This window comes from Streptomyces fildesensis (assembly GCF_016107395.1).
Classification (GTDB): Bacteria; Actinomycetota; Actinomycetes; order Streptomycetales; family Streptomycetaceae; genus Actinacidiphila; species Actinacidiphila fildesensis.
The window spans coordinates 209,679-234,864 of the sequence record NZ_JAAIKO010000005.1; the positions used below are offsets into that span (position 1 = coordinate 209,679).

A 25,186-nucleotide genomic window follows, 5' to 3' on the forward strand; every position below is an offset into this window, starting at 1 on the left:
CTTTTGTGCCATGGGTCTAGCTCTTCCTTGCAATCGATCGTCGCAATATTGCGCTGACTTATGGACTTGCTGCAGGGGTGCTCGTAGTCTCTCCCACGCCCGGCCGAAACCCCCACGACACGTGCCCGAAGCGCAGCCGCAACGCGCGCCTCCCGCCCCCCACCTTCGACCTGCAAGGACGTGCCTCTGTGATGCATGCACCCCCAAGTCCCCGCCTCAGGCGCAGTACCACCGCGATCGTCTCCCTCGTCGTCAGCGCGGCCGCCGCGCTGACCGGGGTGGGCCTCGCCACCGCGCCCGCCGCGCACGCGGCGGGCGTCGCCGCGCTGTCGCCCCTGGATGTTCCGAACCGTGGCGCGGTCGTGCCGTTCAAGGAGCAGGAGGCGGAGTACGCCGCCACCAACGGCACGGTGATCGGGCCGGACCGGCTGTACGGCAATCTGCCGTCCGAGGCGCAGGGCCGGCAGGCCGTCACGCTGAACGCGGTCGGGCAGTACGTCGAGTTCACACTGAGCGCCCCCGCGAACGCCATGTCGTTCCGCTACAGCCTGCCCGACACGTCGAACGGCGCCGGGCGGGACGCGGCCATCGACCTGAAGGTCAACGGCTCCACGCTGAAGAGCGTGCCGGTGACCTCCAAGTACAGCTGGTACTACGGCGGCTACCCGTTCAACAACAACCCGGGCGACACCAACCCGCACCACTTCTACGACGAGACCCGGACCCTGCTCGGCTCGACGCTGCCGGCCGGGACGAAGATCCGGCTGCAGGTGGCCTCGACCGCCGCCTCCCCCACCTTCACCATCGACCTGGCCGACTTCGAGCAGGTCGCGGCCCCGATAGCCAAGCCGGCCGGCGCGCTCGACGTGGTCGCCGACTTCGGCGCGGACCCGACCGGCGCCGCCGACTCCACCGCCAAGTTCCAGGCCGCGGTCAACGCCGGCCAGGCCCAGGGCAGGACCGTCTACATCCCGCAGGGCAACTTCACGCTCTACGACCACGTGGTCGTCGACGGGGTCACCCTGGCCGGCGCGGGGCCGTGGTACAGCGTGCTCGGCGGGCGCGACCCGGTGAACCGCAACCGCGCCGCGGGCATCTACGGCAAGTACGTCCCCGGCGGCGGCTACACCGGCGGGGTGCGGCCGCAGGAGGCCAACGGGCCGAGCCGGAACGTCACCCTCAAGGACTTCGCCATCATCGGCGACATCCGCGAGCGCTCGGACGACGACCAGGTCAACGCCCTCGGCGGCGCGATGTCCAACTCCGTGGTCGACAACCTGTGGATCCAGCACACCAAGGTCGGTGCCTGGATGGACGGCCCGATGGACAACTTCACCATCAAGAACAGCCGCATCCTGGACCAGACCGCGGACGGCGTGAACTTCCACACCGGGGTGACCAACTCCACCGTCACCAACACCTTCCTGCGCAACCTCGGTGACGACGGGCTGGCGTCCTGGCCGGAGCGGGTCGCGAACGTCGGCGACTCCTTCACCCACAACACGGTGATCCTGCCGATCCTGGCGAACAACATCGTCACCTACGGCGGCAAGAACTTCACGATCTCCGACAACGTGATGGCGGACACCATCTCCAACGGCGGCGGCCTGCACATCGCCAACCGCTACCCAGGGGTCACGTCCGGGAACGGCACCGCCGTCGCGGGCACCATCACCGCGGCCCGCAACACCCTGATCAGAACCGGCAACAGCGACTTCAACTGGAACTTCGGAGTCGGCGCGATCTGGTTCGACGGTCTCAACGAGGCCATCAGCGGCGCGGTCATCAACATCACCGACACCGACATCCTGGACAGCTCCTACGAGGCGATCCAGACCATCGAGGGCGGCGTCAGCGGCGTCAACTTCACCAACATCAACATCGACGGCGCCGGGACCTATGCCATCCAGGCCCAGGTGCAGGCCACCATGAAGTTCACCAATGTCACGGCCAAGCACATCGGCCAGGCGGCCACCCCGATCCACAACTGCGTCGGCCCGAGCTTCGTGATCGTCGACGGCGGCGGGAACTCGGGCTGGAACACCGGTTCCACCTGCACCGGCAACTGGCCCGCCCCGATCTGGACCAACGGCGGCATCCCGTCGGACCCCTCGAACCCGCCGACCACCCCGCCCACGACGCCGCCGACCACTCCCCCGACCACCCCGCCGGCCTGCGTCCCGGGCACCGGCAACCTCGCGCAGGGCAAGCCCGTCACCGCCACCAGCGCCAACGGCAGCTACAGTGCGGCGAACGCCGTCGACGGCAACGCCGGCAGCTACTGGGAGAGCAACAACAACGCGTTCCCGCAGTCGCTGACCGTCGACCTCTGCGCGGCCACCGGCGTCGACAGCGTGACGTTCAAGCTGCCGCCGGGCTGGGAGTCGCGCTCGCAGAACATCGCGGTCCTCGGCTCCGCCGACGGAACGAACTTCAGCCAGCTGGCCGCGCCGAAGGCGTACGCCTTCGACCCGGGCGCTGCGAACACCGTCACCGCCGGCTTCACCACGGCGAATGTGCGCTATGTCCGGGTGACCGTCTCGGCCAACACCGGCTGGCCGGCCGCCCAGCTCTCCGAGCTGGAGGTCCGCCTCACCGGTACGCCGCCGACGACTCCGCCCACCACTCCCCCGACCACCCCGCCGGCCAACAGCAACCTGGCCGCGGGCAAGAACATCAGCGCCACCAGCAGCAATGACGTCTACGCGGCCCGCAACGCCAACGACGGGAACTCGGCCAGCTACTGGGAGAGCGCGAGCAACGCCTTCCCGCAGTCGGTGACCGTCGACCTGGGTGCTGCGACCGCGGCCGGCCGGATCGTCCTCAAGCTCCCGCCGCCGTCGGCCTGGGCCACCCGCACGCAGACCCTGAGCGTGCTCGGCAGCGCCGACAACTCCTCGTGGAGCACCCTCAAGGGCCCCGCGGGCTACACCTTCAACCCGGCGAGCGGCAACAGCGCGAGCATCACGCTGCCCGCCGGAACCACCACCCGCTATCTGCGGCTGACGTTCACGGCGAACACCGGCTGGCCCGCGGGCCAGCTCTCCGAGTTCGAGGTGTACGCGTCCTGATCCCCGCTCCACCGGCCCGGCCGGCAACCAGCACCACGCCGGCCGGGCCTCCGCGCGTCACGTCACTTCAGGCCGGCCGGTCCACGTCCAGGCGGGCGGTGACGCGCTTGCCGCCGTGGACGCGCTCGGCGGTGACCTGCCGGCACAGCCGGCGGACGATCTCCATCCCGTGACCGCCGATCCGCAGCGGGTCGGGCTCGAACCGCCGGGGCAGCTGGGAGCTGGTGTCCCAGACCGTGATCTCGACGGCGCCGCCGCAGTAGCTCAGCTCCATCTCGTACGGCCCGGGGGCGTAGCGTCCGGCGTTGGTCACCAGCTCGCTCACGACCAGCAGGATCTCCTCGGCACGCTCACCGGGCACGGGGGCGGCGCGGTCCGGGGCGAGGTCGTCGAGGAACGCGGCGGCCGTGTCGCGGGCGGCCGCGATGCTGCCGTCTCTGCCCGAGTAGCGGACCGATCGCCGCAGAGGCTCCGTCACGGTGGTGAGTACATCCAGCATGTGGGGTGAGCCCCTTCTGCCTCGCCGGTCACGTGCTCGTTCTCTTCGCCCTCTGCCCCAGCGGCGGTGTTCCATGCGTGGCGGGAGCCGCCGGGCGGTCGCCGTCCGGCTCGCCCGGGCCGATGCCCGCCCGGCGGGCCGCGCTCTCCAGGGCGCGCACGGCCAGCCACAGCACGCCGATGTCGTCGATCAGGATCGGGTCGGGCAGCAGATCGACCGGGCAGACGAGATAGGCGATGGCTCCCCAGAACATCGCCTTCCCGGTCAGCGGAACATGGGCGGCCACCAGCAGCCGGCGTACCCGGACCAGGCGCACGGCCAGCCGTACGGCGATGACCAGCATGACCACGACGGCCAGTGCCGCCAGGGTCCATACCAGGGTGGTGTCGCTCATCCGGTCCTCCAGTCGGCGGGCCGGCCCGGCGGGCGCCCGTCCGGAGTCTTGTACCCGCTCCGGCCGCGCCACTCGCCGGTGGCCACCTCAGTGTTCCCCGGACATCCGTCCGCGGCTTTCTCCGCCCGTCCGCCCGCGGCGTCCGCGGTCAGCGGCGGCGCCGGCGGCGGCTGGGGACGGACCATCCGGAGCCGAGTCCCGCCAGGTGGAGGGCGACCAGCACGAGCCCCACGAGCTGGAGGCTACCGGGTGCGAATACGATGTCCGTCGAGGTTTCGGTCGCGTTGATGATGAAGGCGACCGCGAAGACGACGGCCGCGGCGATGGCGAGCATCCGGACTTCCTTTCCCAAGCTTTTTTGAGCCTCCCGAGCACACCGGAGGTTCACACGATGTCCACAACTGATCGGTCATCCCTGCGTCTTGCCCGCATTCGGCCCTTCAACCGCCGGATGCCCGGCAACCGTGTCCGGCTCCGGGTCGGGCTGGACCGGCCGTTCCCGGGTATCCGACCGGCAGACCGGCACACCGCCGACTCCGTACCGTTCAGCGAGCACCGTCTCGACGGGCACCGTTCCACCGGGCAGCATCCGCTGCACACCGTTCCACCGAGGAGCCGGAATGATCGACGAGCAGGCCGTACTGGCCCTGGGGCCCACCGGCCGCGAGCCCGCGGCGGTCGCCCGGGCGACCGGACGCCGGCGGCTGATCCTGACGGCGCTGCGCGGCGCGGCCGTCGCCGCCTGGGACGAGGACGCCTCCGAGCGGGCCGCGGCGCTCACGTACTACGCCATGCTCGCCCTGTTCCCCACCCTCCTGGTGACGGTCTCGGTGATCGGCCTGGCCGGGACCGCCTCGACCAGCGATCTCATCGCCCAGGTCACAGCGGTGGTGCCGGCCGAGTCGCGGCAGCTCGTCGCGGGCACCATGAAGGACATGGCACAGGAGCACTCGGCGGCGTGGTTCCTGGCGGCCAGCGGCACGGTGGCGGCGATGTGGTCCGCCTCCAGCTATCTCGCCGTCTTCCGGCGGGCGCTGCACTCGATGTACGGCGTGACCGACCACCGGCCGGCCTGGCGGACCGCGCCGCGCATCGTCATCACCGCGCTGGTGCTGCTCACCCTGCTGGTCTGCAGCGCGGTCACCCTGATGGCGACGGGTCAGCTGGCCCGTCGTGCCGGACAGGTGCTGGGGATGGACGAGGCGGCGGTGACCAGCTGGAACGTGGTGAAGTGGCCGCTGCTGCTGTGTCTGGCGACGGTTCTGGTCCTGATCCTGTTCCGCTCGGGACCCGCCAGGTTCCGGCCCCTGCGCGCGATGGCGCCGGGCGGTGCGCTGGCCGTCGTGCTGTGGCTGCTCTCCTCGGTGGGGTTCGCCCTCTACGTCTCCGTCTTCGGGACGTACAACCGGCTGTACGGGTCGCTGGCCGGGACCGTCGTGTTCCTGGTCTGGCTGTGGGTGTCCCACATCGCGCTGCTCGTCGGCGCGCATTTCAACGCCGAGCTGGCCAAGGGGCGCAGCGCCCGGGCGGTCTCCGACGACCGGTCAGATCCGCTGTCCGAACAGGTTTCTGAGGGCGCGTAACCCGCCGGGGTTCCTCCGTCCGGCCGCTTGCTCCACCGTATGGAGCAGGTCACCGCGCAGAACGGGCGAAAGCGTTCCTACCGTGAACCCATGACTGTTTCCGGTCCTGCCCGCACACCGTCCCTCCGGTCCCGCGCGGCGGTTCTCACCGCCGTCTGTCTGACCGTCAGCTGCCCGGCCGCCCCGGCGTTCGCCCACGGTGACGACGGCCACGGACCCGGCCGCACCGTCATCGGCGGCGCGACGCTGGCGCGGCCGGGGGTGCACGTCCTGCCGAAGTCCGGCTCGCCCGCGCTGCCCGCCGGCCTGTCGGCCCTGTCCTGGCTGGTGGCCGACGCGCGCACCGGTCAGGTGCTCGCGGCCAAGGACGCGCACCGCGCGCTGCCGCCGGCCAGCACTCTCAAGACCCTCTTCGCCGTCACCGTCCTGCCGCGCTTCGCGCAGGAGACCACCCACACCGTGACCGAGGACGAGCTGTCCGGTATCGGAGCGGGCAGCAGCCGGGTCGGGGTGCAGGCGGGCCAGACGTACACGGTGGCCGACCTGTGGCGCGGGGTGTTCCTCAGCTCGGGCAACGACGCGGTCCATGTACTCGCCCGGATGAACGGTTCGGTGCCCCTGACGGTCTCCCAGATGCAGGCCAAGGCGCGGATGCTCGGCGCCGACGACACCGAGGTGGTCTCGCCCGACGGGTACGACGCCCCCGGCCAGGTCTCGTCGGCCTACGACCTGACGCTCTTCGCCCGTGCCGGACTCGCCACCCCGTACTTCGCCGGCTACACCTCCACCGCCACCGCGATGTTCCCGGGCGGCACCGACTCCAGGGGCAGGGAGGTGCCGCCGTTCCAGATCCAGAACACCAACCGCCTGCTGACCGGGGCCGACGGTGTGGGGACGTACCCGGGGATCATCGGGGTGAAGAACGGCTACACCACGAACGCGGGCAACACCCTGATCGCCGCCGCCCAGCGCGGTGACCGCACGCTGATCGCCACGGTGATGAACCCGCAGTCCGGGGTCGCACAGGCCGTGTACAAGGAGGCCCGCGCCCTGCTGGACTGGGGCTTCGAGGCCGCCGGGGTGAACGGCTCGGTCGGCACGCTGAACACCGTCACCCGCGCCGTCCCCGCCTCGGCGCCGCGCCGGCCGGCGGCCGCCGCGCTGGCACCGGTGATGACCACCGCTCCCGCCTCGGAATCCGCCTCGCTCCGGAACGGCTGGACCTGGTCCGCCGCCGCGGGCGCCCTGGTGGCGGCCGCCGCCGGTACCGTTTTCGCCCGCCGCCGGTACCTCCGCTCGCGCTGACCGCGACAGGCCGGAAAGAGCGGTGGAAGGCTGTTCCCGACGGCCTTCCGACGGCTTTCCGGCGGAATTCCCCCGGCCACCCGAAGCGGCGTGCTACAGTGCGAACAGCACTTGAGTACGCCGCTTCTCGGCGCCGGTGCTTGTTCCACTCCCCGCCGTGGCGAATTCCGTCCTTCTGGACCGGCCGCCCGGCAGTGAATCTCCTTCCTTCTCCCTCGCGGGTCGGCAAGCCAGTGGTGCGTGACACGTCCGCACCCTCACTCCGCCCCCGCCGGGACCCTTCTTTGGCATGTCCGTGAAAGGACCCAGCATGACCACCACACTCGAACACCCCCCTGCCAGAACCACCCGCACCACCCTCCCGACGCCGGTCACCGGCGTCCTCGACATCGTCGGCAACCAGGGCTTCCTGCGCACCGGCGGTTACCACCCGACGCCCGACGACCCGCAGGTGACAACGGCTCAGATCCGCAAGTACGGCCTGCGCAAGGGTGACCGCGTCGAAGGCACCGCCGACCGGCCGCGTGCCCTCGGCACCGTCGAACGGATCAACGGCCGCGAAGCCGGTGCTCCCGGCGTCCGCCCGCACTTCGGTGATCTCACCCCCGTCCACCCGCGTGAGCGGCTGCGGCTGGAGACCTCGCCCAGCGCCCTCACCACCCGGCTCGTCGACCTCGTCGCACCGGTCGGCAAGGGCCAGCGCGGGCTCATCGTGGCCCCGCCCAAGACCGGCAAGACCCTGCTCCTGCAGAGCCTGGCCAACTCCGTCGCCGTCAACCACCCCGATGCCCACCTCATGGTCGTCCTCCTGGACGAACGCCCCGAGGAGGTCACCGACATGCGCCGGTCGGTGCGCGGCGAGGTGCTCGCCTCGACGTTCGACCGCCCGGCCAAGGAGCACATCGCCCTCGCCGAACTGGCCGTCGAACGCGCCAAGCGCCTCGTCGAGCTCGGCCAGGACGTGGTGATACTCCTCGACTCGATCACCCGGCTGTGCCGCGCCCACAACAACGCGGCGCCCGGCAACGGCCGCACCCTCAGCGGCGGTGTCGACTCCGCCGCGGTGCAGGCGCCCAAGCGGCTCTTCGGCGCCGCGCGCTGCGCCGAAGAGGGCGGCTCCCTGACCATCCTCGCGACCGCGCTCGTCGACACCGGCTCCCGGGCCGACGACTACTTCTTCGAGGAGCTGAAGGGCACCGGCAACATGGAACTGCGGCTGGACCGCTCGCTCGCCGAGAAGCGGATCTTCCCGGCCATCGACGTGACCCCGTCCGGCACCCGGCGCGAGGAGCTGCTGCTGCCCGCCGCCGAGCTGGCGGCCGTGCGCGGCCTGCGCCGGGCCCTGCAGTCCAGGGACACCCAGCAGACCCTCGAAATACTGCTCGACCGGATGCGGCAGTCCCCGGACAACGCCACGTTCCTCCAGCAGATCCAGCGCACGGTCCCCGGCGCCTGAACACCTGAACACCTGAGCCGACCGTCCGGGCGTAACCCCGACCGGCTCCCTCCGGCCGTACTCGACCGGAAGACGTTTGGCAGTGAATAATAATTCACCTCATCTGGTGAACGTCCATTCACCTCCCTCACGTCTCATGGAGCGCGCCCCGTGGACTTCCGGAAACGGCTCATGGTCCCCGTCCTGGCATTCGGCGGAATCCTCATGGCGATCATGCAGACCGTCGTGGTGCCGCTCCTCCCCGATCTGCCGCGCCTCACCGGCGCCTCGCCCGCCGGCGTCTCCTGGATGGTCACCGCGACCCTGCTGGCCGGAGCCGTTCTCACCCCCGTACTGGGCCGGGCCGGCGACATGTACGGCAAGCGCCGCGTGCTGCTGATCGCGCTCGGGCTGATGACCTTCGGTTCCCTGCTGTGCTCCGTGACCTCCGACATCCGGCTGCTGATCGCCGCCCGCGCCCTGCAGGGCGCCGCCGCCGCCGTCGTACCGCTGTCCATCAGCATCCTGCGCGACGAGCTGCCCCCGCACCGGACCGGCTCCGCCGTGGCGATGATGAGTTCGACCGTCGGCATCGGTGCCGCCTTCGGACTGCCGCTGGCCGCCCTGATCGTGCAGTACGCCGACTGGCACGTCATGTTCTGGGCCACCACCGCCCTGGGCGCGCTCGGCCTCGGGCTGGCCTGGTGGGTCGTGCGCGAGTCGCCGATCCGCTCCCCCGGCCGTTTCGACTTCACCGGCGCCGCCGGACTGGCGGCCGGACTCGTCTGCCTGCTGCTGGCGGTCTCCCAGGGCGGCCAGTGGGGCTGGACCAGCCCGGCCGTGCTGAGCCTGGCCGTGGCCTCCGTCGTCATCCTCGCCGGGTGGCGGTGGCAGCAACTGCGCGCCACCAGCCCGCTGGTGGACCTGCGGCTGGCCGCCAGCCCGCGCGTCGCGCTGCCGCACATCGCCGCGCTCCTCGCGGGCTTCGCCTTCTACGCCAACTCGCTGGTGACCGCCCAACTGGTGCAGGCGCCCAAGGAGACCGGCTACGGGCTGGGGCTGTCCATCGTGGCGAGCGGGCTGTGCCTGCTGCCCAGCGGCATCATCATGCTGCTGCTGTCCCCGGTCTCGGCCCGGATATCGGCGGCCCGCGGCCCGAAGTTCACCCTCGCCGCCGGAGCCGTGCTGCTGACCCTCGGCTATGTGCTGCGCATCGCGGACAGCCGGCAGCTGTGGGCGATCATCGTCGGCGCCTCCGTCGTCGCGTCGGGGACCACGCTGGCCTACTCCGCCCTTCCGACGCTGATCCTGCGCGCCGTCCCGGCCGGCCAGACCGCGTCCGCCAACGGCGTCAACGTCCTCATGCGCACCGTCGGCCAGGCCACCTGCAGCGCCGCGGTCGCGGCGATCCTGATCCACCACACGGCGCCGATCGGCGGCCTGGAGATCCCGACGCTGCGCGGCTACCTGATCGCCTTCACCGTGGCCGGCGGCGTCGCGATCCTCGCCTTCCTCGCGGCCGTGTCGATCCCCGGCGGCCGGCGCGGCACTCCGACACGGCCCGCGCAGCGCTCCGAGGCCACCGCGGACCCCGCGCTGGAGGGAGCATGAGTCCCATGACGACAGCCGCCCCCGACACCCCGCGCCGTGACGCCGACGCCACCAAGGCCGCGATCCTGCGCGCCGCCCGCACCATGCTGGGCCGGCGCGCCTACGGCGACATCACCCTCAAGGCCATCGCGGAGCGGGCCGGGGTGAGCGCGCCGCTGATCGTGAAGTACTTCGGCAACAAGGAGAAGCTCTTCGCCCGCATCATCTCCTTCGAGTCGGACGCGGAAGCACTCCTGGACGCCCCGCTGGACGAGCTGGGCCGGCACATGGTCACCCAGGTCCTCACCAGCCAGAACGAGCGCGGCATCGACCCCATCCTGAGGATCGTCTTCGCACCGCTCCACTCCGCGGAGGGCCAGGGCGACATCCTGCGCGCCAATTTCCGCGAGCAGGTCATCGCCGGCCTCGCCCGGCGGCTGAGCGGTCCCGAAGCCCAGCTGCGGGCCGAACTCACCGTGGGCATGCTGCTGGGCCTCGGCGCCGTCTACGGGATCGCGCGCGGCGAGGCGGTCCGCGCGATGACCGTCCCGGCCCTCGTCGAGCGGTGTGCCCCCGCGCTCCAGAAGCTCATCACTCCGGCCGGAAACCCGTTGGCTCCCGCCGCCCGGTAACGGTGAGGATGGTCGGGTGGACCCTACGACGATCGAACAGTTCCTCGACAACGGCTTCATCAGGATCGAACGGGCCTTCTCCGAGGAGACCGCGCGGGCCTGCGCGGAGCTGCTCTGGGCGAAGACCGGCACCGATCCGGACGACCCGGCCTCGTGGACGGAACCGGTGCACTGGGTCTCCGACATGTCGGACGCCCCCTTCGTCGAGGCCGCCAACACCCCGGTTCTGCACGACGCGTTCGACCATCTGGTCGGCCCCGGCCGCTGGGTGCCGCGGCCCTCGCTGGGCTCCTTCCCGCTCCGCTTCCCGCACCCGCAGGAGCCCGACGACGCCGGCTGGCACATCGAGGGCAGCTACTACCGCGAGGGCGAGAAGTGGCCGTTCGCCAACCTCCGTTCCGAGGGCCGGGCGCTGCTGATGCTGTTCCTCTTCACCGAGACCGGCCCCGAGGACGCGCCGACCCGGATCCGGGTCGGCTCGCACCTGGACGTTCCGCCGGTCCTGCGGCCGTTCGGCGAGGAGGGGGCGTCGATCCTGGAGATTGCTCCCCGCATCGACGAGGTGAGCGCGCACCGGCCGGTCGCGCTGGCCACCGGCAGCCCCGGGGACGTCTATCTGTGCCATCCCTTCCTGGTGCACGCGGCCCAGCCGCACCACGGCAGCCGCCCCCGGTTCATGGCCCAGCCCCCGCTGTTCCCTGCGGTCCACTACGAGCTGGAACGGTCCAACGGCGCCTACTGCCCGGTGGAGACCGCGATCCGGCGAGGCCTGGAAGGCTCTCCCGGCATCGGCGGCGGTCGGACCGTTGGATAGCGTTCAGGGCATGTTGCACGGGCGTACCGAGGAGCAGGCGGCGATCGGGGAGCTGCTGGCCGCTGCCCGGGCGGGCCGCAGCGGGGTGCTGGTGCTGCGCGGCGAGGCGGGCATCGGGAAGACGGCGCTGCTCGACGACACGGTCGACGCGGCCGGCGGGATGACGGTCGTCCGTGGTTCCGGCACCGAGTTCGAGGCGGAACTGCCCTTCGCCGGGCTCCAGTTGCTGCTGCGTCCCGCGATGGGTTCGCTCGGCGTGCTTCCCGAACCCCAGCGGCTCGCGCTGGAGGCGGCGTTCGGGATGACCGTCGGGGCGGCCCCTGACCCGATGTTCGTCGGGCTCGCCGTGCTGTCCCTGCTGTCCGCGCACTCGGGCGACGGACCGCTGCTGTGCGTCGTGGACGACGCGCAGTGGCTGGACCGGGTGTCCGCCGACGCGCTGATGTTCGCCGCCCGGCGGCTGCACGCCGAGGGGATCGTCCTGGTCCTCGCGGCGCGTGACGGCGAGGGCAGTTTCCCCGCCCCCGGCCTTCCCGAACTGCGGCTGCGCGGACTGCCGCCGGCGTCGGCGGGCGCCCTGCTCGCGCTGCACGGCGACGGGCTGTCCCCCACCGTCCGGCACCGCGTCCTCAGCGAGGCCCAGGGCAACCCGCTGGCGCTGCTGGAACTGCCGGTCGCGTTCCAGGCGGAGCGCCCCGACGGCCGGTTCCGGCCGGGCGCGCTACCGCTCACCAGCCGGCTGCACATGGCGTTCCACGGCCGGGTCAGCCATCTGCCGCCCGCCACCCAGCTGCTGCTGCTCGTCGCGGCCGCCGACCACACCGGTGATCTGCGGGCCGTCCTGCGGGCGGCCGGGGCGCTGGGCGCCGGCGCGGCGGACCTGCCGCCCGCGCAGGAGGGCGGTCTGATCCGGCTGGACGACGACCGGCTGCGCTTCCGCCATCCGCTGGTCCGGGCAGCGGTCTACCAACGTGCGCCGCTGGCCGACCGGCTGACCGCGCATCAGGCACTGGCGGCGATCCTGGACGCCCCGCAGGACGCGGACCGCAGGGCCTGGCATCTGGCGTCCGCCGCGACCGGCCCCGACGAGACGGCGGCCACCGCGCTGGAGGACACCGCGGGACGGGCCAGGGACCGCAGCGGCTACGGGGCGGCCGCCCTCGCCTTCGAACGGGCCGCCCGCCTCAGCACCGACCCCGCGGCGACGACCCGGCGGCTCGCCCTGGCGGCCGAGGCGGCCTCCGAGGCAGGTGAGCTCGACCGGGCCCGCGACTTCGCCGGACAGGCCGCGCGCCGGACCGACGATCCCGGGCTGACGGCCCGGCTGCACCATGTCCGGGCCCTGTCGGACTTCCTGAGCGGCTCCTTCCCCACCGCGCACCGGCTGCTGATCGACGGCGCCGATCACGCGGCCGCCGCCGATCCCCAGCGCGCCGCGCGGATGCTCATGCAGGCCGCCCACACCGCCTGGTACCTCGGTGAACAGGACGTCGCGGACACGGTGGCGCGGCTGGACGCGCTGGTGCTGCCCGCGACGGATCCCGTGACACCGGTGGCCCGTTTCATCACCGCCGCCCTCGGCCCGCCGGCCGCCGGCGGGCCGCCGGACCTGACCGCCGCCGTCACCGCGGCCCGCGCCGCCGGATCCCGTGATCCGCGCGACCTGATGCTGCTGTGCGGCGCCGGGCTGGCCGTCGGGCAGGACGACGAGGCCCATGAACTGGCCTCCGCGCTCGCCGCCGAGAGCCGCGACCGGGGCGGTATCGGCCGGCTGCCGACGGTGCTCTTCTTCATGGCAGAGGCGGAGGTGTTCGCGGGCCGGCACCGTGACGCGCTGGCCACCGCCGAAGAGGCGCTGCGGATCGCCGGGGACACCGGACAGCAGCAGTGGACCAGCCAGTTCAGCAGCGTGCTGGGCTATCTGGCGGCCGTCGAGGGTGACGAGGAGCGCTGCCGGACGTACACGGACGACGCGCTCGCCGTCGTCGCCGGCGCCGCGATGCCGCCCGGCGCGCCCTGGTCGTACTGGGCGCAGGGCATGCTCGATCTGGGCCTGGGCCGGGCGCAGTCGGCACTCGACGGCCTGGAGCGGCTCACCCATGAACCGCTGCGGCACCACTTCTGCGCCACCCGCAGCACCCCCGACCTCGTCGAGGCGGCCGTCCGGCTGGGTCTCGGCCCGCGCGCCGCCGGGCCGTTCGCCCGTTTCGAACACTGGGCGGCCCGCTCCCGGCAGCCCTGGTCCGACGCACTGGTGCTGCGCTGCCGGGCGCTGCTCGCCGCGGACTCCGAGGCCGAGGCGCACTTCACGGCGGCGCTGAAGCTGCACGACGAGCACCGCCGCCCGCTGGAGCACGCCCGTACCGCGCTGCTGTACGGCGAATGGCTGCGCCGGGCCCGTCGCAAGAGCGAGGCGAGCGGCCAACTGCGGGCCGCGCTCGACGTGTTCGAGCGGCTGGGTACCCGGCCGTGGGCGGACCGGGCGCGCAGCGAACTCGGGGCGACCGGCACGGTCGCCCCGCAGAGCCGGGAGCCGGGCGTACTCGCCGGGCTCACGCCGCAGGAGCTGCAGATCGCCCGGCTCGCCGGGCAGGGGATGTCCAACCGGGACATCGCGGCCCGGCTGTTCCTCAGCCCGCGCACCGTCGGCTACCACCTGTACAAGGCGTACCCGAAGCTCGGTATCGCCTCCCGCGGCGAACTCTCCGCCCTTTTCGAGTGATCGCCCCCGGAGAACGGGCCGGCCGGGAGATGCTGACCGGATGAACGCACCTGATCAGGCTCCGAGAACCCCGGGAAGTGTCCTGACCCTCCACGTCGACGATGTGCCCACCACCGAGATCGGCCCCGGCATCCTGCTGCGCGAGCTGCCCGGCCCGGCCCCGCTCAGCTTCTGGGTGGTGGACTTCGAACCCGGCGCCCGGTGGCCCGGCGTCGATGTGCACGAGACGGTCGGCGAGGGCTACTACGTGGCCGAGGGCGAGGTGATCGAGGGCGACCTGCGGCACGGCCCCGGTACCTACGTCGTGCTCGAACAGGGCTCCAGCCACCAGCCGCGTTCCGAGACCGGGGCGCGGGTGTTCGGCTACAACCACCCTGCCGGCTGACCGCGCACCGGTACCGGAGCGCGGCGGAACGCGGAAGTGCCCGCCTGTCCTGGGTCAGTTCCAGGACAGGCGGGCACTGCGCGTCTCACGAGGCGCGCGAGTTCACGCGCGGCGTCGCGGGACGGGTCAGACGGTCACGCCGTGCTCGTTCAGGTACGCGACCGGGTCGATGTCCGAGCCGTAGTCGGGACCGGTGCGGATCTCGAAGTGCAGGTGCGGGCCGGTCACGTTGCCGGTCGCGCCGGACAGACCGATCTGCTGGCCCTCGGTGACGGTCTCGCCGGCCGAGACGGACAGCGAGGACAGGTGCGCGTACTGCGAGTACTTGCCGTCGCTGTGCTGGATGACGACCTGGTTGCCGTACGCGCCGCCGTCGCCCGCGGAGATGACGGTGCCCGCGGCGATCGACTTCACGGTGGTGCCGGTCGACACGACGAAGTCGACACCGGTGTGGTAACCGCTGGACCAGCTGGAACCGGACTGGTGGTACGGGGTGCCGATGTTGGCGCCCGAGACCGGGAGGGTGTAGCCGGAGGAAGAGCTCGCGGCGGCGGGGGCCTTGTCGGAGGAGGACGAGGACTTCGCGGTCGAGTCGCTCTTGGCCGGGGCCTTCTTCGCCGGGGCCTTCTTCGTCTCCGAGGAGGACTTCGCGGACGACTTCGGCGCCGGGTCGGCGGACGGAGCGGAGTTCGACGGCACGGCCTTGGAACCCAGGGCCAGGGTCTGGCCCGGGAAGATCAGGTCCGGGTTGCCGCCGACGGTCTGCTTGTTGTCGGCGTACAGCTTCTGCCAGCCGCCGCTGACGTGGTGCACGTCGGCGATCTTCGACAGGCTGTCCCCGCCGACGACCTTGTACTTGTGGGCGGTCTTCGCCGGCGCGGCCTTGGCGGCCTTGGCGGCCGGCTGCGCGGCGTGTGTCGGGGCGGTGGCGGCGACGTTCGCGGCGGTCACGTGCGTGTCAGCGGCGAAGGCGTTCGACGACATCGCCAGCGGCAGGGCGAGAGCGGCGCCACCGGTGCCGGCCGCGACGCAGATCTTGGTGAGCCGGCTCATGCGGCCAATACGGTGCTTTCCCTTTGCGGGCATGGGGGAGTTCCTCTCCTACGCCGGCGAGGTGAGCTGTCGGGTTCGGGCTGGAGCTGCCCGGTCGCGGCATGCGCCATGGACGCGCGGCGCATTGCGACTTAACCCCAAGCCGTTCCTGACCTTCGGGAACGGCACTTACCTGGGTCCCCCGCTCCTGCCGTAGAAGTTTGGTGTTCAAAGCACCGGGCAGCGGCAGGACTAGGCGTTCCACCCGGTGGGATCCTGCGAGCATTTGACCCGCAGGAGAGCGAAGCTAAGCGAACTCCCGAGGGCGGGGCAACATCCGGGCATGAGCCGCATATCACGTGCGGAGCCGCCCGTGCATTTCGGTGACCCTGAGTCGTTCGGCCCGGTCTGTACGTGTGCGATTTCTTCACTTTCAGTGAAGCGACACATGGAAGGCGTAATAAAAGGCGTATGCCGGGAACGCACCGTGGAGAAGGCGGCAGCTCTGCGTATCACACGCGTGAGCCCGCTCACTCGGCGGGCCCGGTGTGAGCGCGGTCACGTGCCGAGCGGTGCCCGGTCCTGCCCCTGGGCCCGTCCGGCGAACTGCCCGGCGGCGTGCCCCGGGCGGATCCGCGGGTCGAGGACACGGCTGAGGCGGTAGGCCGCGACCCGGAAGCCCACCGCGGGCCAGTGCCCCGCCGCCAGCGGCGAGGCGGAGTGCCAGCGGGCGCCGATGTGCCGGTACTCGTGGTCGTACGCCCAGGCCGCCGCGGTGGCCAGCAGGATCCGGCTGACGCCCTCGCCCCGCGCGGACGGCTCGACGTACGCCTCGGCCAGCTCCACACAGCCGTCCGGGGTGACCGGACCGGCTGGGGACGGGGCGAGCAGCACCATGCCGATCTCCTCACCGCCGCGGCCGGCGATCCAGGCCGCGCAGCGGGGATCGGAGAGCGTGTCGGTGTACCGGGTGCGCATCGCGGCCAGGGCGGCGTCGGACTGCGGCAGGAACATCGCCGACTGCCGCTGGTAGCGGGCCGACTCCGCGGCCATCCGGCCGATCTGCGGCAGATCACCCGGGCCGGCCCGGCGGATGCTCAGCCCGTCCACCCCGCGCGGCTGCCGGCCGCGGGGCTTGACGGCCATCAGCCCGTACATCTCCTCGAACCCGAAGCCCAGTCGGCACCAGTCCATCGCGGCGGTCCCGGACGCCGGCAGTTCGACGTAGTGGACCAGCCGGCGCTGGGCGACGAGCCGGGCGGCCGCCTCGGTGTACAGGGCGAGCAGCGCGGCGTTGTCGCGCTGCCCCGGCGCGGGTGCGTGCCCGCCGTGCCGGACCACCGCGGAGCGCGGGTGGCTGCGGAGCGCGGCGGGGGTGTCCTCGGCGAGGTCGAGCGGGGAGGCGGCGAGATAGCCGGCGGGCCTGCCGCCGCTGTCCCGGGCGAAGTAGGCCTCGGTGTCCGGTTCCGCGAGCAGTTTCCCGAGCAGTTCCTCGCCGGTCGGGGCACCCGGCGGCCGGCCCTTGCGGGAGTGTCCGGACCAGCGGTCGTACAGCGCGGCGGCCTCGGGTATGTGCTCGGCGCTCATCGGCGCGATCGCGAAGGTCATGGTGGGTGGCGACGCTAGTCGTCCGCGCGGTCCGGCGGCAAGGGATGTCCGCTCCACGCCGGGTGCCGGGGATCGTCGGCGTGCACCAGGACGTCCGCGGCCTCCGCCGGACGGACCTCGTCGGCGTACCGGCCGAAGGCGGGCAGCGTCCAGCGGTCCTCGTCCGGGGTGCGCCGGGCCAGGGCCGCCGGGGAGAGCCGCAGATGGACCGTCAGGTCCAGGCCGAGCCCCTGGCCGAGCAGGAGTTGACCGTCCAGCAGCAGGACGCCGCCGGGCGGCAGTTCGACGTAGCCGGCCCGGGTCGCGCGGTCGGTGGCCGCGTCCCACAGCGAGGGCAGCACCCGGCCGCTGCCGCCGGGCGCCAGCGGGTCGAGGACCTCGCGGCGCAGCGCGCCGGTGTCCAGCCACAGGTCGTAGTACGCGTCGGCGTCCTCGCGGCCGTACTCGAAGCGCAGCGAGGCCGGCCGCCAGAAGTCCGCGGCGCGCACCCGCAGGACGCGGTGACCGCGGGCGGGCAGTTCACCGGCGAGCGCGTCCGCCAGGGCGGCGGGCCCGGCGGCCGGGGCGCCGTCGACGGCCACCCGCAGCCACGGCCTGGCGGCCGTCGGAGTGAGGCCGGCCACCCGGTCGGCGAGGGTCCCGGCCAGCCGGGGCCAGGTGATCGGAGTCAGCCGCATGGGCGGCATCGTCGCATACGCGGTGCCACGTCCTGGCCCTGGATCGGCGGGGCCACTCGGCCGTCCGGGCGACATGGCTGCGCCATCGGCGTGACGGCGGACATGACCCGCGGCGGGCCCGGCAATGATCGCGCCGAGATCGCTCCGGCGGGCTTCCGGAACGACCATCCGGGGGAAATTTCCTACAAATCACCCATTTACCACTTTCCAGTACCCATTACTTTTTGTGAGCCTGGAAGAACTCATGGTGACCGTCCCCATCACCCAGGAGAAAGCCCAATGATCCTGTCTATCTCAGGCGTCGTTCTGCTCGGCGTCATCGCGTTCCTGTTCTTCCGCAAGGACGGACTGAAGGTCTCCCACCTTCTCGTCTGCGCCCTCTTCGGCTTCTACCTCGCGGGCACCGGCATCGCCCCGAGCATCAAGGCCGGCGGAGCCAGCCTTGCGAGCCTGCTGGGCGGGATCAGGATCTAGCGGGGCCGTCTACGACGGCAGCCCCAGGGCCCGGGGCCGCATGCCGGCGCTCCGGGCCCCACCTCGTCACCCACGACCCGCCACCCTCCCGCGAACCCACCCACTGGAGCATCCGTGGCCAGGCGCCCCCTCCCCAGCATCCTGAGCAGCAGGCCGTCGTTCGCGACCATCGTGAGCAGCAGGCCGTCGCTCGCGCGCAGCCGCGAACTCGCGCGGACCGCCGCCGACAGTGCCACCGACGTGCTCCATCCGCTGATCACCATCACCCGGGGCATGCGCATGCAGGCCGGCTGGGCGCGCAGCTGGTGGGCCCGCACCCCCAAGGACCGGCGCGGCCCCGCGCTGCTGCTCGGCGCCGCCGCGATCGTCGTCGTCGCACTGATGCCGTACGGCCCGCTGCTGGCACTGGGCGCGCTGCTGGCCTGCGCCGGCTGGATGGGCCGCGACCGCACCGCCCCGGCGCCGACCGGACCCAGCGAGGCCGAGTCCGGGAAGCTCCAGGCGCTGTACGAGGCGCTGGTGCCGTATCTGTCCGACCCCGACGACCCGGCACCGCTGTACGCGCGCGACGGCAGCTGGGACAGCGCCTTCACCGAGTACACCTTCGAGGAGGGCCGGCTGGCCCGGCTGCATCTGCGCTACCCGGCGTACTTCACCGACGGCGAGGCCACGGCGCGGTCCCGCGTCGAGCAGCTGCTGCACGCCAAGGCGGGGCGCGGCCGGGAGTACCGCTTCGACTGGAACGAGGAGGAGAACCACCTCACCCTCACCGCGCTGGGGCCGCTGTCCACCGGCATCACCGCCCAGCGCTTCGTCACCGCGCCCGGCGAGACCGTCCTCGGCTTCACCGACTCCGAAGCCGTCCAGCGCACCGTCCCGGTCGCCGACGGGGACGAGGTCCGCGACGCCCCGGCCGTCGTCTGGCGGACCGGGCCGCGCGCCACCGAGCCGCATCTGCTGGCGCTGGGCCGGCCGGGCACCGGCACGACCAGCCTGCTGCGGTCGATCGCCCTGCAGGCGCTGTGCCACGGCGATGTCGTGGTCATCGACGGCAGCGGCAGCGGTGAATACGCCTGCCTCGTCGGACGTCCCGGCGTGCTGGCCGTCGAGAGCGGCCTGGCCGGGACCTGCGCCACTCTCGAATGGGCGGCGCACGAGACCGAACGACGGCTGATCGCCGTCAACCGGGCCCGCCAGGCAGGGCATCCGGCGCCGGAGGACACCCGCCGCCCGCTGTGGATCCTCGTCGACCGGCCCACCGCGCTCACCCAGCTCGCCCACGCCGAGGGCCGCCCCGACCCGCAGCTGCTGCTGGACGTCCCGCTGCGGCACGGGCGCACCGCCAACGTGGCGGTGGCCGTCGCCGACCAGATCGACGCCGCCGAGGTACTGACCCCGGCCGTCGTCACCCACACCCGCGCCCGCGTCCTGCTCGGCGCGCTCGACCCCGAGCACGCGCGGGCCGTCCTCGGCGCCCCGCAGTGCACCACCTCGGCGGCCGAGGTCCCGGCCGGCCGCGGCTACACCCGGCTCGGCACCGGCCCGGTGCTGCGGCTGCAGGTCCCGGCCACCCCCGACCCGTACGACGAGGAGACCGGCGAGGCCGACCGGGAGGCCGTCCTCGCCCTGCTCCCCCAGGCCGACGTCCCCGCCGACGCCCTGGAACACGAACCGGAGCACGAACCGGAGCGGGAGCCCGACCGGGAATCGCTGCCGCAGCCGCTGATCCGCCGGACGGCCGACCTGGAGCGCTGACGCTCCGCGCGGTCAGGCCACGAAGAGGCCGGCGCCCTCGGCGTCGGAGCCGCCGCCGGAGCGGACGATGTGGGCGGCGGCGGCCAGCCGGGAGACGGCCTCCTTGGCGGTGGCGCCGCCGACCGTGAACGGCAGCCGCACATAGGACTCGAAGGCCCCGTCGACCCCGAACCGGGGCCCGGACGGGACGCGGACGCCGAGGCGTTCGCCGGCCACCGCGAGCCGGGAACCCGACACGTCACCGGTCCGCACCCACATCGTCATACCGCCGGCCGGCACGGTGAACTCCCAGTCCGGGGTCTGCTCGCGCAGCGCCGCCACCAGGTCGTCACGGTGTCCGGCGGCCCGGGCGCGGCGGGTGGCGACGGCCTGGTCCCAGCCGCCGCCGCGCAGCAGCCAGGCCACGGCGAGCTGGTCGACGACGGGGGATCCGAGGTCCAGATAGGCGCGGGCGGAGACCAGCCGGCGGACGACGTCGGGCGCCGCCCGGACCCAGCCGATCCGCAGCCCAGCCCAGATCGCCTTGCTCGCGGAGCCGACGGTTATCACCGTGCCACCGCGGTCGAAGGCGGCCATCGGCCGCGGCACGGTCGTGTCCGCGTCCAGCACCAGCTCCGCCATCGTCTCGTCCGCGACCACCACGGTCCCGGAGGCACGGGCCGTCTCGACCAGGGCGCGGCGCTGCTCGTCACCGACCAGGGTGCCGGTCGGGTTGTGGAAGTCGGGCATGACGTAGGCCATCCGCGGCGCCGCGTCGCGCAGCACCCGCTGCCAGGCGTCGATGTCCCAGCCGCCGAGGTTGTCGCGCATGGCCACCGGCACCAGCCGGGCGCCGGTCTCGCGGAACAGCTCCAGCACGTTGGCGTAGCTCGGGGACTCCACCGCGACCCGTTCACCGAGCCCGACGAGCCGCCGGGCCGCCGCCGCGATGGCGCCCATGGCGCCGGTGGTGACCATGATCTGTTCGGGCATGGTGGGCACCCCGCGGGCGGTGTAGCGGTCGGCGATCGCCTCGCGCAGCACCGGAAGTCCGGCCGGGAAGTCGCCGTGGGTGGCCGCGTAGGCCGGGAGTTCGGCCAGGGCGCCCTCCATCGCACGGGTCAGCCACGGCTCGGGGGCGGGCAGCGCCGCGCAGCCGAGGTCGATGACGGTGCCCGCGGAGTCCGGCGGGAGCGGGTCGAGGATCCGGCTCGGCAGCGCGTGCCCCTCCGGTATGGCGGTCCAGCTGCCGGCGCCCCGCCGGGAGCGGGCGAACCCCTCGGCGCGCAGCGCCTCGTACGCGGCGGCGACGGTGGTGCGGCTGACGCCCAGCGCGAGGGCGAGCTCCCGCTCGGCGGGCAGCCGGGCGGCGACCGGTACCCGGCCTTCGAGCACCAGCAGCCGTACGCCGTCGGCGAGTCCGCGGTAGGCCGGTACGCGACGGCCGCCGCCACCGGGAGCCGGCCGGGGTTCGAGCAGCCGGGCGAGCGGAGCCGCTCCTACCGATGCAGTCCACTGCGACATGGAATTCAGTCCACCTTTCGCGGATTGGCTGTGGCGGTCACCCACATCCATGCCACAGAGTGCCACGTATCTTGCCACCTTCACCAGGGGGTCACCGTGCACACCGGTCGCCGCATCGTCCATCTCTATGCCGGTCTGGTGCTGTACGGCGCCAGTGACGGCCTCCTGGTCGGCGCCGGTCTCGGTCTGGACCCGTGGGACGTCTTCCACCAGGGGATCTCCGGTCATTCCGGGCTGAGCATCGGCATGGTGTCGATCGTCGTGGGCGCGGCGGTGCTGCTGCTGTGGTGGCCGCTGCGGCAGCGGCCCGGCCTCGGCACCGTGTCCAACGTCTTCATCGTAGGTCTGGCCATGGACGGCACGCTGCGGCTGCTGCCGGAGGTCCACGCGCTGGGCGTCCGGATCCCGCTGCTGGTGGCGGCGATCGTGCTCAACGGAGTGGCGACCGGCCTCTACATAACGGCACGCTTCGGACCCGGCCCGCGCGACGGGCTGATGACGGGACTGCACCGCAGGACGGGCCGGTCGATCCGGCTGGTCCGCACCGGGATCGAACTGACGGTGCTCGCCGTCGGCTTCCTGCTGGGCGGCAGCGTCGGGGTGGGCACCGTGCTGTACGCGGTGGCGATCGGACCGCTCGCCCAGTACTTCCTGCGGTTCTTCGAGATCCCGCAGCCGGCCGCTCAGCCGACCGCTCAGCCGGTCACCCCGCCGGATCCGGACCTGGAACCGGACCGGGAACCGGACCTGCGGCCGGAACGCTCGCCGGCCGTCGCGGCCTGCGGGGACCGCCCGGTGGCCGGGGCCGCCGCGGACCCGGCCATACTGCCGTAGGTGAGCGCACCTCCCCCTCCCCCGGCCCACCCGTATCTGGACCATCCGGCACCCCTCGCCTTCGCCCATCGCGGAGGTGCGGCGGACGGCCTGGAGAACACCCTGACCGCCTTCCGCCGTGCCGTCGACCTCGGCTACCGCTATCTGGAGACCGACGTCCACCTGACGTCGGACGGCGTTCTCGTCGCCTTCCACGACGCGACCCTGGACCGTGTCACCGACGCGCGCGGCGCCATCGCCGCCCTACCGTGGAGCGAGGTCTCCCGGGCCCGGGTCGCGGGCCGTGAGCCGGTCTCCACGTTCGCGGAGCTGCTGGCGGCCTTTCCCGAGGCCCGGTGGAACGTGGACGTGAAGGCGGAGGCCGCCGCCGGACCGCTGCTCGACGCGATCCGTACGGCGGACGCGTGGGACCGGGTGTGCGCCGGATCGTTCTCCGAGGCCCGGGTGGCCCGGCTGCGGGCGCTCGCCGGACCCCGGCTGGCCACTTCGCTGGGCACCCGGGGGGTGGCGGGCCTGCGGCTGCGCTCGTACGGCGGCCGGCCGCTGGAGCGGCTGCCCGCGCGGCTGCTGGACGCGGCGGTACGGCAGGGCGCGGTCTGCGTCCAGGTGCCGGAGCGCGTCGCGGGCGTTCCGGTGGCGGACCGCAGGTTCATCGACGCCGCCCACCGGCGGGGTCTGCAGGTCCATGTCTGGACGGTCAACGACCCCCGCCGGATGACCGCGCTCCTCGACCTCGGAGTGGATGGCATCATGACCGATCACATCGAGGCACTGCGCACGGTGTTGTCCGAGCGGGGGACCTGGTGGACACGGCGGTAACGGAGACGGCGGTCGCGGAGCGCGCACTGGAGCGGCGCCGCGAGCAGCACGGCTGGTATTTCTACGACTGGGCCAACTCGGTCTTCTCCACGAGTGTGATCACGGTCTTCCTCGGCCCCTATCTCACGGAGGTCGCGAAGGCCGCCGCCGACGCCGACGGGTATGTGCACCCGCTGGGCATCCCGGTGCGGGCGGGCGCGTACTTCGCGTACACGATCTCCGCCTCGGTGCTGCTGTCGGTGCTGGTGATGCCGCTGGCGGGCGCGGTCGCGGACCGTACCGGCCGCAAGAAGCCGCTGATGGGCGCGTTCGCCTATCTGGGGGCGGCGGCGACCGCCGGGATGTTCTTCCTGTCCGGCGACCGCTATCTGCTCGGCGGCGCGCTGCTGATCGTGGCGAACGTCTCGTACGCGGCGTCCGTGGTGCTCTACAACGCCTTCCTGTCGCAGATCGCGGAGCCGCACGAGCGGGACGCCGTGTCGTCGAGGGGTTGGGCCTTCGGGTACGCGGCGGGCGCGCTGATGCTGGTGGCGAACCTGGGGCTGTTCCTGGGCCATGACGCCTTCGGCGTCTCCAAGGGCACGGCGGTGCGCATCTGCCTCGCCTCAGCGGGGCTGTGGTGGGCGGTGTTCACGGTGGTGCCGCTGCGCCGGCTGCGGGACCGCCCGTCGCCACGCTCCGCCGCCGGCCCGTCCGCCGGCGACGCCGGGCCGGGCGCGCTCGGCCAGGGCTGGCGGCAGCTGGCGGCCACCGCCCGGGACATGCGCCGCTATCCGCTGACGCTCGCCTTCCTGCTGGCGTACCTCGTCTACAACGACGGCATCCAGACGGTGATCTCGCAGGCGTCGGTGTACGGCTCGGAGGAGCTGGGCCTGGAACAGGGGACGCTGATCACCGCCATCCTGCTGGTCCAGGTGCTGGCCGTGGTCGGCGCGCTGGTACTGGGCCGGCTGGCCGCCCGCTACGGGGCCCAGCGCACCGTGCTCGGCTCACTGGCCGCCTGGACCGTCACCATCGGCGCCGGATATTTCCTCCCGGCGGGTGAACCTGTGTGGTTCTTCGCGCTCGCTGCGGCCATCGGGATGGTCCTCGGCGGCAGCCAGGCGCTGTCCCGATCGCTCTTTTCCCACCTGGTGCCGCGGGGCAAGGAGGCCGAGTACTTCTCCGTGTACGAGGTCAGCGACCGGGGAACGAGCTGGCTCGGACCTCTGCTTTTCGGGCTGACGTACCAGCTGACCGGCAGCTATCGCGACGCGATCATCTCGCTGGTGGTCTTCTTCGCGGTGGGGTTCGTGCTGCTGGCCCGGGTGCCGGTGCGCGCGGCGGTGGAGGCCGCGGGAAATCGCGTCCCGGACACAATTTAGGTATTGGGGGTCGCGGGCCGGTAGTGTACGCGGTTGTCCCGCCGGGTTGACCGTTACTGCGCGCCAAAGATAGCTAAGCGCCGGGTGACATCTGGTAACAGATGTGACAAAACGGTCAATGGTGGGTACAAACAGGGGCGGCACGACGGTAGGAAAAAGCGCGGCGCGCAGCGCCCTCCTAGAAAGGGTGGCGGTGGGCGACGGGCGGGCGCATGTCCCTCAACGGGAATCTTCACCGCCGACCGGACGTTGACCGGATGACGACGACAGCGACACCTGTCCTGTGGGCGACAAAGCCCGGGAGGCACGATTCATGAGTGAGCGAGCTCTCCGCGGTACGCGACTCGGGGCCACTAGCTACGAGACCGACCGTGGTATCGATCTGGCACCTCGCCAGACCGTTGAGTACGCATGCCGGAACGGACATCGCTTTGAGATGCCGTTCTCGGTTGAGGCCGAGATTCCGTCGGAGTGGGAGTGCCGTGCATGCGGCACCATCGCACTTCTGGTGGACGGAGAGGGCCCGGAGAAGAAGGAAACCAAGCCCGCGCGCACGCACTGGGACATGCTCATGGAGCGGCGCACGCTCGAGGAACTCGAGGAGGTGCTGGCCGAGAGGCTGGCCGTCCTGAGGTCCGGAGCGATGAACATCGCGGTGCATCCGCGCGACAACCGCAAGAGCGCCTGACC

General features: G+C 72.4%; 21 protein-coding genes, 1 pseudogene and 1 riboswitch. Of the genes and pseudogenes, 15 read left to right on the plus strand and 7 right to left on the minus strand.

Annotated elements, in window-relative coordinates; translation table 11 throughout:
* Nucleotides 1-191 precede the first annotated feature (191 nt).
* Nucleotides 192-3,071, plus strand: a complete 2,880-nt coding sequence (locus tag C6N31_RS10895; RefSeq protein WP_198357461.1) for a galactose-binding domain-containing protein — start codon at nt 192-194, stop codon at nt 3,069-3,071.
* Between the two features lie 67 nt (nt 3,072-3,138).
* Here the strand turns inward: C6N31_RS10895 and C6N31_RS10900 are convergent, their stop codons facing one another.
* From C6N31_RS10900 to C6N31_RS10910, 3 genes are all read right to left on the minus strand, one after another.
* The gene (locus tag C6N31_RS10900; RefSeq protein ID WP_138353068.1) at nt 3,139-3,570 is read right to left on the minus strand and encodes an ATP-binding protein; all 432 of its coding nucleotides are present in this window, start codon (nt 3,568-3,570) and stop codon (nt 3,139-3,141) included.
* 28 nt (nt 3,571-3,598) lie between these two features.
* Nucleotides 3,599-3,964: a DUF1232 domain-containing protein gene (locus C6N31_RS10905; protein ID WP_138353067.1), complete on the minus strand. Its 366-nt coding sequence runs from the start codon at nt 3,962-3,964 to the stop codon at nt 3,599-3,601.
* A 148-nt stretch (nt 3,965-4,112) separates the two neighbouring features.
* Entirely contained in the window at nt 4,113-4,298 is a 186-nt protein-coding gene (locus tag C6N31_RS10910) for a hypothetical protein (RefSeq protein ID WP_138353066.1), read from the minus strand.
* A 286-nt stretch (nt 4,299-4,584) separates the two neighbouring features.
* Here C6N31_RS10910 and C6N31_RS10915 point away from each other — a divergent pair, with 286 nt between their 5' ends.
* The 8 genes from C6N31_RS10915 (at nt 4,585) to C6N31_RS10950 (ending at nt 14,430) form a co-directional block, all read left to right on the plus strand.
* Complete coding sequence (locus C6N31_RS10915) at nt 4,585-5,547, plus strand: YihY/virulence factor BrkB family protein (protein WP_138353065.1); 963 nt, start codon at nt 4,585-4,587, stop codon at nt 5,545-5,547.
* Between the two features lie 90 nt (nt 5,548-5,637).
* Nucleotides 5,638-6,852, plus strand: a complete 1,215-nt coding sequence (locus C6N31_RS10920) for a D-alanyl-D-alanine carboxypeptidase family protein (RefSeq protein ID WP_198357462.1) — start codon at nt 5,638-5,640, stop codon at nt 6,850-6,852.
* 310 nt (nt 6,853-7,162) lie between these two features.
* Nucleotides 7,163-8,308 (plus strand): transcription termination factor Rho, encoded by a 1,146-nt coding sequence (gene rho, locus C6N31_RS10925; protein WP_198357463.1) that lies wholly within the window; start codon nt 7,163-7,165, stop codon nt 8,306-8,308.
* A gap of 171 nt (nt 8,309-8,479) precedes the next feature.
* Nucleotides 8,480-9,898 (plus strand): MFS transporter, encoded by a 1,419-nt coding sequence (locus C6N31_RS10930; protein WP_138353125.1) that lies wholly within the window; start codon nt 8,480-8,482, stop codon nt 9,896-9,898.
* On the plus strand, nt 9,895-10,509 hold the full coding sequence (locus tag C6N31_RS10935; RefSeq protein ID WP_381586518.1) for a TetR/AcrR family transcriptional regulator: 615 nt from the start codon (nt 9,895-9,897) through the stop codon (nt 10,507-10,509). Before C6N31_RS10930 ends, C6N31_RS10935 begins: the two co-directional genes overlap by 4 nt.
* 16 nt (nt 10,510-10,525) lie before the next feature.
* Nucleotides 10,526-11,323 (plus strand): phytanoyl-CoA dioxygenase family protein, encoded by a 798-nt coding sequence (locus C6N31_RS10940; protein WP_138353061.1) that lies wholly within the window; start codon nt 10,526-10,528, stop codon nt 11,321-11,323.
* Between the two features lie 10 nt (nt 11,324-11,333).
* Nucleotides 11,334-14,045, plus strand: a complete 2,712-nt coding sequence (locus C6N31_RS10945) for a helix-turn-helix transcriptional regulator (protein ID WP_198357464.1) — start codon at nt 11,334-11,336, stop codon at nt 14,043-14,045.
* A 40-nt stretch (nt 14,046-14,085) separates the two neighbouring features.
* Entirely contained in the window at nt 14,086-14,430 is a 345-nt protein-coding gene (locus C6N31_RS10950; RefSeq protein ID WP_138353059.1) for a cupin domain-containing protein, read from the plus strand.
* 126 nt (nt 14,431-14,556) lie between these two features.
* Here C6N31_RS10950 and C6N31_RS10955 read toward each other — a convergent pair whose 3' ends face one another.
* From C6N31_RS10955 to C6N31_RS10965, 3 genes are all read right to left on the minus strand, one after another.
* Nucleotides 14,557-15,516 carry a M23 family metallopeptidase gene (locus C6N31_RS10955; protein ID WP_138353058.1) on the minus strand — a complete coding sequence of 320 codons (960 nt, stop codon included), beginning with the start codon at nt 15,514-15,516 and terminating at the stop codon, nt 14,557-14,559.
* 5 nt (nt 15,517-15,521) lie between these two features.
* Nucleotides 15,522-15,699: riboswitch (cyclic di-AMP (ydaO/yuaA leader) on the minus strand.
* Nucleotides 15,700-16,020: 321 nt separating this feature from the next.
* On the minus strand, nt 16,021-17,070 hold the full coding sequence (locus C6N31_RS10960) for a GNAT family N-acetyltransferase (protein ID WP_138353057.1): 1,050 nt from the start codon (nt 17,068-17,070) through the stop codon (nt 16,021-16,023).
* A 14-nt stretch (nt 17,071-17,084) separates the two neighbouring features.
* Complete coding sequence (locus C6N31_RS10965; protein WP_138353056.1) at nt 17,085-17,747, minus strand: nucleoside/nucleotide kinase family protein; 663 nt, start codon at nt 17,745-17,747, stop codon at nt 17,085-17,087.
* Between the two features lie 279 nt (nt 17,748-18,026).
* On the opposite strand from C6N31_RS10965, the gene C6N31_RS10970 reads away from it, so the two are divergent.
* Nucleotides 18,027-18,221, plus strand: a complete 195-nt coding sequence (locus C6N31_RS10970) for a hypothetical protein (protein ID WP_138353055.1) — start codon at nt 18,027-18,029, stop codon at nt 18,219-18,221.
* Nucleotides 18,222-18,335: 114 nt separating this feature from the next.
* On the plus strand, nt 18,336-19,976 hold the full coding sequence (locus C6N31_RS10975; protein WP_381586514.1) for a hypothetical protein: 1,641 nt from the start codon (nt 18,336-18,338) through the stop codon (nt 19,974-19,976).
* Nucleotides 19,977-19,988: 12 nt separating this feature from the next.
* Here the strand turns inward: C6N31_RS10975 and yczR are convergent, their stop codons facing one another.
* Nucleotides 19,989-21,479, minus strand: a complete 1,491-nt coding sequence (gene yczR / locus C6N31_RS10980) for a MocR-like transcription factor YczR (protein WP_138353054.1) — start codon at nt 21,477-21,479, stop codon at nt 19,989-19,991.
* Between the two features lie 96 nt (nt 21,480-21,575).
* Between yczR and yczE the strand changes: the two genes are divergently transcribed.
* The 4 genes and pseudogenes from yczE (at nt 21,576) to C6N31_RS11000 (ending at nt 25,184) form a co-directional block, all read left to right on the plus strand.
* Entirely contained in the window at nt 21,576-22,313 is a 738-nt protein-coding gene (gene yczE / locus C6N31_RS10985; protein ID WP_244809083.1) for a membrane protein YczE, read from the plus strand.
* Nucleotides 22,314-23,117 (plus strand): annotated as a pseudogene (locus C6N31_RS10990) (glycerophosphodiester phosphodiesterase family protein); the annotation flags it as partial.
* On the plus strand, nt 23,003-24,496 hold the full coding sequence (locus tag C6N31_RS10995) for an MFS transporter (RefSeq protein ID WP_331284102.1): 1,494 nt from the start codon (nt 23,003-23,005) through the stop codon (nt 24,494-24,496). The pseudogene C6N31_RS10990 and the gene C6N31_RS10995, both read left to right, overlap by 115 nt.
* A 313-nt stretch (nt 24,497-24,809) precedes the next feature.
* The gene (locus tag C6N31_RS11000; protein ID WP_138353051.1) at nt 24,810-25,184 is read left to right on the plus strand and encodes an RNA polymerase-binding protein RbpA; all 375 of its coding nucleotides are present in this window, start codon (nt 24,810-24,812) and stop codon (nt 25,182-25,184) included.
* The last annotated feature ends 2 nt before the right edge of the window (nt 25,185-25,186 follow it).

Bases quoted from the DNA above. Each gene is read 5' to 3' on its own strand.
- C6N31_RS10895 (WP_198357461.1), top strand. From the start codon at position 192: ATGCATGCACCCCCAAGTCCCCGCCTCAGGCGCAGTACCACCGCGATC.
- C6N31_RS10900 (WP_138353068.1), bottom strand. From the start codon at position 3,570: ATGCTGGATGTACTCACCACCGTGACGGAGCCTCTGCGGCGATCGGTC.
- C6N31_RS10905 (WP_138353067.1), bottom strand. From the start codon at position 3,964: ATGAGCGACACCACCCTGGTATGGACCCTGGCGGCACTGGCCGTCGTG.
- C6N31_RS10910 (WP_138353066.1), bottom strand. From the start codon at position 4,298: ATGCTCGCCATCGCCGCGGCCGTCGTCTTCGCGGTCGCCTTCATCATC.
- C6N31_RS10915 (WP_138353065.1), top strand. From the start codon at position 4,585: ATGATCGACGAGCAGGCCGTACTGGCCCTGGGGCCCACCGGCCGCGAG.
- C6N31_RS10920 (WP_198357462.1), top strand. From the start codon at position 5,638: ATGACTGTTTCCGGTCCTGCCCGCACACCGTCCCTCCGGTCCCGCGCG.
- rho (WP_198357463.1), top strand. From the start codon at position 7,163: ATGACCACCACACTCGAACACCCCCCTGCCAGAACCACCCGCACCACC.
- C6N31_RS10930 (WP_138353125.1), top strand. From the start codon at position 8,480: ATGGTCCCCGTCCTGGCATTCGGCGGAATCCTCATGGCGATCATGCAG.
- C6N31_RS10935 (WP_381586518.1), top strand. From the start codon at position 9,895: ATGAGTCCCATGACGACAGCCGCCCCCGACACCCCGCGCCGTGACGCC.
- C6N31_RS10945 (WP_198357464.1), top strand. From the start codon at position 11,334: ATGTTGCACGGGCGTACCGAGGAGCAGGCGGCGATCGGGGAGCTGCTG.
- C6N31_RS10950 (WP_138353059.1), top strand. From the start codon at position 14,086: ATGAACGCACCTGATCAGGCTCCGAGAACCCCGGGAAGTGTCCTGACC.
- C6N31_RS10955 (WP_138353058.1), bottom strand. From the start codon at position 15,516: ATGCCCGCAAAGGGAAAGCACCGTATTGGCCGCATGAGCCGGCTCACC.
- C6N31_RS10960 (WP_138353057.1), bottom strand. From the start codon at position 17,070: ATGACCTTCGCGATCGCGCCGATGAGCGCCGAGCACATACCCGAGGCC.
- C6N31_RS10965 (WP_138353056.1), bottom strand. From the start codon at position 17,747: ATGCGGCTGACTCCGATCACCTGGCCCCGGCTGGCCGGGACCCTCGCC.
- C6N31_RS10970 (WP_138353055.1), top strand. From the start codon at position 18,027: ATGATCCTGTCTATCTCAGGCGTCGTTCTGCTCGGCGTCATCGCGTTC.
- yczR (WP_138353054.1), bottom strand. From the start codon at position 21,479: ATGTCGCAGTGGACTGCATCGGTAGGAGCGGCTCCGCTCGCCCGGCTG.
- C6N31_RS11000 (WP_138353051.1), top strand. From the start codon at position 24,810: ATGAGTGAGCGAGCTCTCCGCGGTACGCGACTCGGGGCCACTAGCTAC.